Here is a 9,634-nt window from a genome sequence, read left to right on the forward strand (position 1 = left end):
TGATGCGCGTGGCGCAGCCGCTGTCCGGCCCGCCCGGCGCGGCCGACATCGCCATCGCCCGCGCGCTGCTGCCGCTCGACGCGGTGGAGGCCGTCCGCGCGGTCTTCGTCAACGGCGCTTACGTCGCCGAGCTGTCCGACCCGCTCGACGGACTTGAGGGCGTCAGCGTGCGCCGTCTGTCCGAGGCTCTGGAGAGCGGCGGCTCCGCCGTGCTCGCGCCTCACGGCCTGCCCGAGGGCGAGCCGACGGCGGGTCTCAACGCCGCCTTCGTGGCGGACGGGCTGGTGATCGAGGTCGCCCTCGGCGCCCAACCGGCGAAGGCGCTTCATGTGGCGAACGTGCAGGTGGGGCAGGGGCACGCGGCCTATGGCCGGGTCGCTGTCACGCTCGGCGCCGGCGCGGCGTTCACCCTGATCGAGAGCCATGTGGGCGACGCGGGCGCGCACCAGACCAACAGCCTCGTTTCGCTCGATCTGGCGGACGAGGCCGCGCTGACGCTGGTCAAGCTGCAGGACGAGGGTCTGTCCACGCTCCACCTCGCCACGCTGTCCGCCCGGCTTGGCGCGCGGTCGAAGCTGTCGACGCTCGCCCTGTCGGCGGGCGCCGCCGCCGCCCGGCAGCAGCTGTTCGTGGGCTTCGAAGGCGATCACGCCTCCGCCGAGCTGACCGGCGCGGGCTTCGCGGGCGCCAAGCGCCATCTGGACACCACGCTGGTCGTCACCCACGACGCCGTGCACTGCTCCAGCCGCGAGCACTTCAAGACTGCGCTCGACGGGCGGGCCCGCTCGGTGTTCCAGGGCAAGATCGTGGTGAAGCCCGGCGCCCAGAAGACCGACGGCAAGATGATGGCGCAGGCGCTGCTGCTGTCCGAGGACGCGGAAGCCGACGCCAAGCCCGAGCTCGAAATCTTCGCCGACGACGTGGTCTGCGGCCATGGCGCGACGGTGGGCGCGCTGGACGACGAGCTGCTGTTCTACCTCAAGGCCCGCGGCATTCCGCAGGCCGAGGCCGAGGCGCTGCTGGTGCGCGCCTTCGTGGGCGAGGTGTTGGAACCCGTCGAGGACGAGCCGCTGCGCGACGCCCTGATCGACCGCGCCGCCCGGTGGCTCGTCGAGCGCGACTGACGGCGCCGCGATCCCGGCTCCAAACATGCAAAACGGCCCTTCGCGGGGCCGTTTTCGTTTGCATCGCCGAGTGTGAGGCGCGATCAGCCGAACTGTTCGCTGAGCGCTTCCAGGCTCTGGGTGCGCAGGAACTCGACCGCGACGCCGTTCTCGAGATGGCGCACGATCCGCCCGGCGGTGCGGCCCACCATGACCGGCGAGCCGATCGGCGGCTGCAGCCCGATCATGATCGCGGCGCCGGACAGCGACACGTCGATCAGGCGGCACTCGTGGATCACGCCGTCTTCGGTCGTCAGCGTGGAGCGCGGGTTGCGCGGGATCAGGCGCTCGTGGCGCCGGTCTTCCGGCAGGCCGAGCAGATGGCGGTTGGCGAGCCAGGTGAGCTGCGCCGCGAGCTTTTCGCGCTTGCGCGGGGTGGCGCGCACGGTCATGGCGAAGCCGTTGGGAATCAGCCGCACCATTGAGCCTTCGATGCGGCCCACATGGTCCAGATAGACGATGACGCGTTCGCCGGGCTGCGCCGCGACGGGGGCGATGAGCGACAGCCCGCCGGGCGACATGTCGATGGACTGGCACGGATATTCGCGTCGCGTCGACAGCATGTAGCGGCCGAGCAGCGCCACTTTCACGCGTTGGTGTCGGCGTCGCTCGTCGGCGAGCTGGGTCTTCACGGCGAACATTCGGCAGGCACCCCACACGCCCGTGCGGGGGCCAAGCCGCGCCCCGCATCCGTTGCGAAAGTTAAACAGTCGCAGTTAACGCGCCGTAACTCCCATGGCGCGTCGTGGAATCATCGGCCCCCGTCGAGCACAAGAAAACGACCGATCCGCCGCGCCGCGCACAGCGCGCCGGCGACGAGCGCGTGCAGCGGCGGGGTCGCGGGCTGCGCGCGGTCCTGGGAGGGGGCGAAGGCGCGGCGACGGCCGGTCGGCCAGATCATCCGCAGCGAGGTCATTTCGATCCGGGTGATGGGGCAGGCGCCAAGCCAGTGGGGCGTCTCCACCGGCGCCAGCGCGCCGAGCAGGCGGGCGTGGGTGCGCCCGCGGTGCCGCAGCGGCAGGATGCAGAGCTCCAGATCGACCCGCCGGGCGAGATCGGTCCAGCCGGCGGCGCCGATCACCGCCGCGGCCGCGTCGTCGGCGACGTTCTGCGCGGTGTCGAGAATGGTGCGCCGGTCGGGCTCGGTCCAGAGATCGGCGAAGGGCTCGTCCTTCAGCTCGTGGCCGACGAGGTCGCACACCCGCGAGCCCGCGAGCCGGAAGGGAAAGCCCCGCTCGGGGGCCATGTCGAGAATGAAGGTGTCGCTCAGGATCGACCGGATGCCGCCCGGATCGATGTCCGCGCGTTCCGGCGCCGCGCGGGCCCCGCGCAGCTCGTTCCAATAGGCGAACAGCTCCCGTGTCGCGATCGCCTTCATGGGGTCTCCCGTCCTGTTCTGGCGCCGATCCGTGCCATGCCGGCACGAAGGGCGGCGTTGTCCTGCCGTTAACCGTCTTCTGAGCAGGGGCCGTGCCAGCCGGTGGGAGGCGGCGGCGAGCGCATCTTTTTCTGGCGCCTCGAAGTCGCGTCGGGCGGCGGCTGAAGAGCGCGCGCCGCTGTTCTTATGCGCCGTTCAAATCTTCTTCAGATCGCGATGATGTTCCCCATTGGCCGGAAGGTGATGCGACGGACGGCGCATTGTCTTCTCCCCGAACCGCCCTTCATGATGCTGTTCACGGGCTGCGGGATGGCTTTCATCTGAACGTTTCGGACCAAGGTCTCCCGTCGGCGCTTGCGAACGAAGCCGGTCCGCCGCGTCCGGTCCACGACGACACACAGGGAGGCATTCATGACCGTCGCACGGATTCTCGCTCTCAAGGGCGCCGACGTCGTCACCGCGGCGCCCCATCGTCTGATGGCGGACATCGTCCGGCTGCTGGCCGAACGGCGCATCGGCACCGTGGTCATCGCCGGCGCGGACGGCGCGATCTCCGGCATCATCTCCGAGCGCGACGTGGTGCGGGCGCTGGCGAGCCAGGGCGCGGCCGCGCTCGATGAGCCCGTCTCCGCCTACATGACGCGCAAGGTCGTGACGGTCGGCGCCGAGGAGACGATCGAGGAGGTGATGGACCGCATGACCGAGGGCAAGTTCCGCCACGTGCCGGTGCTCGAAGGCCGCCGCATCGTGGGGATCGTGTCGATCGGCGACGTGGTCAAGCACCGCATGGCCGTGGTCGAGGCCGAGGCCTCCGCCATGCGCGACTACATCGCCACGGCTTGACGTCAGACGCCGAGGCCGCGACCAAGGAGCGTCGCCGCCTCGTTCGACGCGGCGACGTCATGATGACGCGAAGGCGAGCGGCGCTCCGGCGGCCGCCTTCGCGCGAGGCAGCAGGAGCAGCATGTCTGGTATGAAACGCATGGTTTTGGCCGCCGGCCTTCTGGCGGCGGGGCCGATCGGGATCGCGTCGGCCACGGCCGAAGAGTTGAAGATCGAGGGCGTCGGCATCAGCCGCGATCTGGTCTGCGCCGAGGGCGACGAGGTCGGCGTCTACGGGGCCGAAAACGAGGTTCGGGTCACGGGCCCATGCAAATCGATCCTGGTCCACGGCTCGAAGCACACGGTGACGTTCGAGACCGCAGGCGCGCTGGAGGTGTTCGGCTCGGAGAACTCCGCCAAAGGCGGCGAGGTTGAAAATCTCGCCGTCAGCGTCGATCAGCAGACGGTGGAGGCGACCTTGCGCGCGAAGGACGGCGCGGCCGAGGCGGTCGTCGCCGGCGTCCAGCACAAGGTGACGCTGACCCTCGCCAGCGCCTCACGACTCACCGTCAATGGGGTCGACAACGCCGTGAGCTGGGCGCTCGCCGGTGGCGCGCCGGCGCCCAAGGTGTCGTCCGCCGGCGCCGGCAACCGGGTGTCGAAGCGCGGCTGACAGCGGTGAGGTTGAGCAATCTGAACTCAGTCATGCCCGCCATATGGCGGGCATGACTGCTTTTGCGGTGCGAAAATCCAGGCGTTCAAGTCGTGGATGCCCGAGGCAAAAGCTCGGGCATGACGGGAAGCGTGGTTTTCCGGCCCCCCGTCAGAGGTCGAGCGCCGCTTCCGCCGTCTCGGGCAGGCGCCCGATAGACGGCGCCGCGGCCGAGGCCGTCCGCTTCAGGTCCGGCGGCGTCGCCTCGTTCACGAGCGTGGCGACGGCCGCGTCGAGCGACATGGGCGTCTGGTTCTGCGAGCCCAGGCGGCGGATGGAGACCGCGCGGGTCTCCGCCTCCTTCTTGCCGACCACCACCAGAACCGGCGTCTTGGTCAGCGAGTGCTCGCGCACCTTGTAGTTGATCTTCTCGTTGCGGATGTCGAGTTCGACCCGGAGCCCGGCCTTGCGCAGCTCCGCCGCCACGTCCGCCGCATAGCCGTCCGCCTCCGACGTGATGGTGGTGACGACCGCCTGCACCGGCGCGAGCCAGAGCGGGAAGTGCCCGGCGAAATGCTCGATCAGGATGCCCGTGAAGCGCTCCAGCGAGCCGAAGATGGCGCGGTGGATCATCACCGGCGCATGCTTCTCGCCGTCGGCGCCGATGTAGAACGCGCCGAAGCGGTCGGGCAGGTTGAAGTCCACCTGGATGGTGCCGCACTGCCAGTCGCGGCCGATGGCGTCGCGCAGCACATATTCGAACTTCGGCCCGTAGAACGCGCCTTCGCCGGGATTGATCTCGGTGGTCACGCGGTTGCCGTAGCGCGCCTCGATCTCGGTCAGCGCGTCGGTCATCACCTGCTCGGCGCGGTCCCACAGCGCGTCGGAGCCGACGCGCTTCTCGGGCCGGGTCGAGAGCTTCAGCACGATCTGGTCGAAGCCGAAGTCGGCGTACATGCCGAGGATGAGCTCGTTCAGCGCCAGCGTCTCGGCCATGAACTGCTCGTCGGTGCAGAAGATGTGCGCGTCGTCCTGAGTGAAGGCGCGCACGCGCATCATGCCGTGCAGCGCGCCGGACGGCTCGTAGCGGTGGACGATGCCGAACTCGCCCATGCGGATCGGCAGCTCGCGATAGCTGCGCAGCCCGTGCTTGAAGATCTGCACATGGCCCGGGCAGTTCATGGGCTTGATGGCGAACACGCGCTCGTCTTCCGTCTCGGTGACGAACATGTTTTCGCGATACCAGTCCCAGTGGCCGGAGGTCTGCCACAGCGAATGGTCGAGGATCTGGGGCGTGTTCACCTCGACGAAGCCGGAGCCGGCGGTCTGGCGGCGCGAGTAGCTGATCAGCGTCTGGAACAGAGTCCAGCCCTTCGGGTGCCAGAACACCGCGCCGGGGCCTTCCTCCTGGAAGTGGAACAGGTCCATCTCGCGGCCGAGCCGGCGATGGTCGCGCTTCTCGGCCTCCTCCAGCATGTGGAGATAGCCGTCGAGCCCGGCCTTGTCCGGGAACGCCGTGCCGTAGATGCGCTGGAGCATGGGGTTGTTGGAGTCGCCGCGCCAATAGGCGCCGGCCACCTTCATCAGCTTGAAGGCGTCGCCCACCTTGCCGGTGGAGGTCATGTGCGGCCCGCGGCAGAGGTCCATCCACTCGCCCTGGGCGTACATCCGGATCGACTGGTCGGCGGGAATGGCGTCCACCAGCTCGACCTTGAAGGTCTCGCCCTTGGCGGCGAAGAAGTCCTTGGCCTGATCGCGGCTCCAGACCTGCTTCGTGAACGGCCGGTCGCGCGCGATGATGCGGCGCATCTCGGCCTCGATCGCGGCGAGGTCGTCGGTGGAGAAGGGCTCGGCGCGGGCGAAGTCATAATAGAAGCCGTTTTCGATCACCGGGCCGATGGTGACCTGCGTCTCCGGCCACAGCGTCTGAACCGCCTCGGCGAGCACATGGGCGCAGTCGTGGCGGATGAGCTCGAGCGAGCGGGGATCGTTGCGGTCGAGGAATTCGATGCGGACGTCGCGCTCGATCGGGTCGGCGAGATCGACCACCACGCCGTCGAGCGCCATGGCGACGGTGCGCTTCAGCAGCGATTTGGAGATCTGGCCGGCGATGTCGGCGCCGGTCACGCCGGCGTCGTAGGATTTCTGGGCGCCGTCGGGGAAGGTGACGAGGGGCATCAGGGGTCTCCGCTCAGTCTCTGCCTACGAATGCAGGTAAGCGACAGTGTCATGTGGGCCGGACCGCGAAGGTCCGGCCGGCGAGGCGCCGCGTTCGGCGCGACGGACGACCTAGACCAGCGAAGGCTGCGACGCAAATATCCTCGCGCCGCTTTAGTCCGCGACGGCGAGATAGGCCGGCTCGACCGCGGAGGTGAGCCAGACGCCGCTGGACGAGCGGTGGAACGCGCGCCCCGCCCGGTGCGCCGCGCCGGCGGCCACCGACAGCACCACCGGCTGGCCGTGGCGCGTCCCGACCGCGCGGGCCATGGCTGCGTCCGACGAGAGATGGACGAAGCGGCGCGCGCCGGGCTTCAGCCCGTCCCGCAGGATCGCGTCGAGCACGCGGGTCGCGGTCCCGTGCCACAGCGTCTCCGGCGGCGTCTCGGCGGGGCCGTGGGCCTCCACGTCGACGCTGTGGCCGTGGACCGCGCGGATGCGGGAGGCGTCCGGCGACAGCTCGAAGCGGGCCTTGTCGGATTCGGCCATGATGACCGCCAGCGCCTCGCGGTCGAGGGCGACGCCCGCGGCCTGCGCGCCGGCGATCAGCGCGTCGAGATCGGCCCAGCCCTGGGCGTCGAGCGTCAGCCCGGCCGCGGACGGGTCATGGCGCAGCGCGAGGCTGACGAACTTGCTGGTCTGGACGAGGGTCCGGTTCATGGCGGCCTGCTTTCAGGTCTGGGGCGTTCGCCCGTCGTCGGCAGCCTCGCACAGGGCCGGCCGCCGCGCATAGCGCCACGGCCGGGACCACGACGCGCCGGGAGGGGGAGCGTTTGGGACCGGGTCGTACCCGTCCGGTCCCCAAGGGTGGCAGCGGCAAACGCGCCCCGCCGCCATCCACCCGCCGGCCCACGCCCCATGCCGCGCGATCGCCTCGTCGGCGTATTCCGAACAGCTGGGCAAATAGCGGCAATGCCGCCCGATCAGTAGCGACAGCGAGTAGCGATAGCCGAGGATCGGCAGCCGCAGCGCCGAGGCGAGCGGCGCGCGGAAGGAGAGGGCAGGCGCCGGCGAGCGTGGCGCAGACGGTTCGTCGGACGAAGCGCCGCCCGCCCCTTGTCCCGGCCTTGAGCCGGGACCCAGAACCTCTGGTGGTTCCGGTGTAAGCGCTCCCGGCGTCATCGCGCGTTCTCAAACCTCGGCGTGTCTGGGTCCCGGCTCAAGGCCGGGACAAGATGAGGGGCGACGGCGGAACATGGTCCGTCCGCCGCCAGATCACGCCGCGCGTCGCTTTTCGATCTGGTCGAGGGCGTCCACCACCGCGTCGAAGGTGAGCAGGGTGGAGGCGTGGCGGGCCTTGTAGTCGCGCACCGGCTCCAGCACCTTCAGGTCGTCCCACGCGCCGTCCGGCGCCGGGCCGTTCTCCTTCAGCATGCGGCGCATCGTCTCGCGCACCTGCCGGAGTTCATCTGCGGTGCGGCCCACCACATGCCGCGCCATCACCGAGGACGAGGCCTGGCCCAGCGCGCAGGCGCGCACCTCGTGGGCGAAGTCGGTGACCTTCTCGCCGTCATAGGCGAGATCGATGGTCACGGTGGAGCCGCACAGCTTCGAATGGGCGGTGGCGGTGGCGTCGGGGGCCGCGAGCCGGCCGAGCCGTGGAATGTCGGCCGCCAGTTCGAGAATGCGACGGTTGTAGATATCGTCGAGCATGGCTGCGTTTTTCGTGCTAAGGGCCTGCGTTCGAAGGCTCGATTGTTCCCGCGATTTCAGGAACTATATAGTTTGCGGCCGCAGTCGTCGCCATGGGGTCCATCTCCATATGGAGCCATGGACCGGGCGGGCGCAGGCCGCTTAAGTGTGTGGTGGGCGTCACGCCCCGCCGAGAGGAAGCTCATGGACGCTGTCGTTCAGCACCCGTTTGCCCGCGTTCCGATCCCCGCTCCGAAGCCCCAGCCGGCGCCGCAGCGCAAGCCGTCGCGCGAGGAGGCCGAGGCCGCCGTGCGCACGCTGATCGCTTGGGCCGGCGACGATCCCGCCCGCGAAGGGCTGTTGGACACGCCGAAACGGGTCGTCAAAGCCTATGAGGAGCTGTTCTCGGGCTACGGCATGAGCGCGTCCGAGGCGCTGGAGCGGGTGTTTGAGGAGGTGCAGGGCTACGACGACATGGTCGTGCTCCGCGACATCCCGTATTTCTCCCACTGCGAGCACCACATGGTGCCGTTCTACGGCAAGGCCCATGTGGCCTATTACCCGTCGAACGGCGTGGTGGGCCTGTCCAAAATCGCCCGCGTGCTGGACGTGTTCGCCAAGCGCCTGCAGACGCAGGAGGCGCTCACCGCCCAGATCGTCGAGGCCATCGACGACAATCTGAAGCCGCGCGGCGTCGCGGTGATGATCGAGGGCGAGCACATGTGCATGTCCATGCGCGGCATCCACAAGCAGGGCGTCTCCACGGTCACCACCCAGTTCACCGGCGTGTTCCGCGACGATCCGGCCGAGCAGGTGCGCTTCATCACGCTCGCGCGCGGCGGCGTTCCCGCCCCGCGCTGATCTGGTTCGGGATGTCTCCGAACGTCTGATTCACGCTCACGTCATGCCCGGCGAAGCCGGGTATCCACGACGTTCCGGGACACGAACGCCCGCGTGTCCAAGTCGTGGATGCCCGAGACACGCTCGGGCATGACGAGGAGTTCAGGTGCGAAACGGGTTTTGATCTTTTCGCTGCTTCTTTTCTGTTTCGGAACGGCGCGCCCGATCGGCGCGCCGTTTGTCTGTCGCACGGAGGTTTCGCCGCCATGTCCGACGCCTCGTCGCCGTTCGCCGCCCGTGGCTCCCATGCGGAGATCGAGGAGGGCGTCGCCTTCGCGCCGAAGTTCGACGAGCACGGCCTGATCGCCGCCATCGTGACCGACGCGGAGGCCGGCGGCGTGCTGATGTTCGCCTACATGAACGCGGACGCGCTGACCGCCACGATCGAGACCGGGGTGGCGCATTTCTGGTCACGCTCGCGCAAGGCGCTGTGGCGCAAGGGCGAGACTTCGGGCCATGAGATGAGCGTCGCCGAGCTGCGGGTCGATTGCGATCAGGACGCGATCTGGCTGTCGGTCCGGGTCGCGGGAACCGGCGCCGCCTGCCACACCGGCCGCAAGTCCTGCTTCTACCGGGCGCTTCCGACCGGCGGGGAGGGGCGCGGCGCGAAACTTGCGTTCGTGGACGACGCGCGGCTGTTCGATCCGGCCAAGACGTACGGGGGCTGAGGCCTCCGACGCTAAGCTGTCGCACAACGCGCTTAAAGCGCGGGCGGGGCGGCGCATTTCGCCGGCCGCCCGCCGCGCCGCCGCGAGGTCCTGCGTGTTTCCGAACCTCCACTTCCGCCGTCCGCCCACCGTCGCCGACGCCGAGGACGCCGCCGCGCCCGAGACGACGGGCGCGCAGCGGCCGCCCTTCGCGCTGGCGCTC

The 9,634-nt window shown here is 69.5% G+C and carries 11 protein-coding genes; 5 read left to right on the plus strand and 6 right to left on the minus strand.

The genetic code is table 11. The annotated features are described in order from the left end of the window. The coding region (sufD, locus tag ACFQ4O_RS11725) for a Fe-S cluster assembly protein SufD (protein WP_378775878.1) at positions 1-1,124 on the plus strand (1,124 nt) is incomplete at its 5' end. 83 nt (positions 1,125-1,207) lie between these two features. On the opposite strand, the gene ACFQ4O_RS11730 is transcribed toward sufD, so the two are convergent. Continuing rightward, complete coding sequence (locus tag ACFQ4O_RS11730) at positions 1,208-1,804, minus strand: PilZ domain-containing protein (protein ID WP_378775879.1); 597 nt, start codon at positions 1,802-1,804, stop codon at positions 1,208-1,210. 110 nt (positions 1,805-1,914) lie between these two features. Continuing rightward, the gene (locus tag ACFQ4O_RS11735) at positions 1,915-2,541 is read right to left on the minus strand and encodes a PAS domain-containing protein (RefSeq protein ID WP_378775880.1); all 627 of its coding nucleotides are present in this window, start codon (positions 2,539-2,541) and stop codon (positions 1,915-1,917) included. Between the two features lie 411 nt (positions 2,542-2,952). On the opposite strand from ACFQ4O_RS11735, the gene ACFQ4O_RS11740 reads away from it, so the two are divergent. Both ACFQ4O_RS11740 and ACFQ4O_RS11745 read left to right on the plus strand, forming a co-directional pair. Beyond that, on the plus strand, positions 2,953-3,384 hold the full coding sequence (locus tag ACFQ4O_RS11740; RefSeq protein ID WP_378775881.1) for a CBS domain-containing protein: 432 nt from the start codon (positions 2,953-2,955) through the stop codon (positions 3,382-3,384). 121 nt (positions 3,385-3,505) lie between these two features. Continuing rightward, entirely contained in the window at positions 3,506-4,036 is a 531-nt protein-coding gene (locus ACFQ4O_RS11745; protein ID WP_378775882.1) for a DUF3060 domain-containing protein, read from the plus strand. Between the two features lie 150 nt (positions 4,037-4,186). Here the strand turns inward: ACFQ4O_RS11745 and thrS are convergent, their stop codons facing one another. The 4 genes from thrS to ACFQ4O_RS11765 form a co-directional block, all read right to left on the minus strand. Beyond that, positions 4,187-6,193, minus strand: coding sequence for a threonine--tRNA ligase (gene thrS, locus ACFQ4O_RS11750; RefSeq protein ID WP_378775883.1), 2,007 nt, complete (start codon positions 6,191-6,193; stop codon positions 4,187-4,189). Positions 6,194-6,346: 153 nt separating this feature from the next. Further along, positions 6,347-6,892 carry an RNA 2'-phosphotransferase gene (locus ACFQ4O_RS11755; protein ID WP_378775884.1) on the minus strand — a complete coding sequence of 182 codons (546 nt, stop codon included), beginning with the start codon at positions 6,890-6,892 and terminating at the stop codon, positions 6,347-6,349. A gap of 12 nt (positions 6,893-6,904) precedes the next feature. Then, on the minus strand, positions 6,905-7,354 hold the full coding sequence (gene yidD, locus ACFQ4O_RS11760; RefSeq protein WP_378775885.1) for a membrane protein insertion efficiency factor YidD: 450 nt from the start codon (positions 7,352-7,354) through the stop codon (positions 6,905-6,907). A 93-nt stretch (positions 7,355-7,447) separates the two neighbouring features. Further along, the gene (locus ACFQ4O_RS11765; protein ID WP_378775886.1) at positions 7,448-7,885 is read right to left on the minus strand and encodes an iron-sulfur cluster assembly scaffold protein; all 438 of its coding nucleotides are present in this window, start codon (positions 7,883-7,885) and stop codon (positions 7,448-7,450) included. A 183-nt stretch (positions 7,886-8,068) separates the two neighbouring features. Between ACFQ4O_RS11765 and folE the strand changes: the two genes are divergently transcribed. Beyond that, a complete protein-coding gene (gene folE, locus ACFQ4O_RS11770; protein WP_378775887.1) occupies positions 8,069-8,725 on the plus strand; it encodes a GTP cyclohydrolase I FolE in 657 nt (218 codons plus the stop codon). Positions 8,726-8,970: 245 nt separating this feature from the next. Next, positions 8,971-9,432, plus strand: coding sequence for a phosphoribosyl-AMP cyclohydrolase (gene hisI / locus ACFQ4O_RS11775; RefSeq protein ID WP_378775888.1), 462 nt, complete (start codon positions 8,971-8,973; stop codon positions 9,430-9,432). Positions 9,433-9,634 lie beyond the last annotated feature (202 nt).

Source organism: Methylopila musalis (assembly GCF_042679725.1).
Lineage (GTDB): Bacteria > Pseudomonadota > Alphaproteobacteria > Rhizobiales > Methylopilaceae > Methylopila > Methylopila musalis.

Bases quoted from the DNA above. Each gene is read 5' to 3' on its own strand.
- ACFQ4O_RS11730 (WP_378775879.1), bottom strand. From the start codon at position 1,804: ATGTTCGCCGTGAAGACCCAGCTCGCCGACGAGCGACGCCGACACCAA.
- ACFQ4O_RS11735 (WP_378775880.1), bottom strand. From the start codon at position 2,541: ATGAAGGCGATCGCGACACGGGAGCTGTTCGCCTATTGGAACGAGCTG.
- ACFQ4O_RS11740 (WP_378775881.1), top strand. From the start codon at position 2,953: ATGACCGTCGCACGGATTCTCGCTCTCAAGGGCGCCGACGTCGTCACC.
- ACFQ4O_RS11745 (WP_378775882.1), top strand. From the start codon at position 3,506: ATGTCTGGTATGAAACGCATGGTTTTGGCCGCCGGCCTTCTGGCGGCG.
- thrS (WP_378775883.1), bottom strand. From the start codon at position 6,193: ATGCCCCTCGTCACCTTCCCCGACGGCGCCCAGAAATCCTACGACGCC.
- ACFQ4O_RS11755 (WP_378775884.1), bottom strand. From the start codon at position 6,892: ATGAACCGGACCCTCGTCCAGACCAGCAAGTTCGTCAGCCTCGCGCTG.
- yidD (WP_378775885.1), bottom strand. From the start codon at position 7,354: ATGACGCCGGGAGCGCTTACACCGGAACCACCAGAGGTTCTGGGTCCC.
- ACFQ4O_RS11765 (WP_378775886.1), bottom strand. From the start codon at position 7,885: ATGCTCGACGATATCTACAACCGTCGCATTCTCGAACTGGCGGCCGAC.
- folE (WP_378775887.1), top strand. From the start codon at position 8,069: ATGGACGCTGTCGTTCAGCACCCGTTTGCCCGCGTTCCGATCCCCGCT.
- hisI (WP_378775888.1), top strand. From the start codon at position 8,971: ATGTCCGACGCCTCGTCGCCGTTCGCCGCCCGTGGCTCCCATGCGGAG.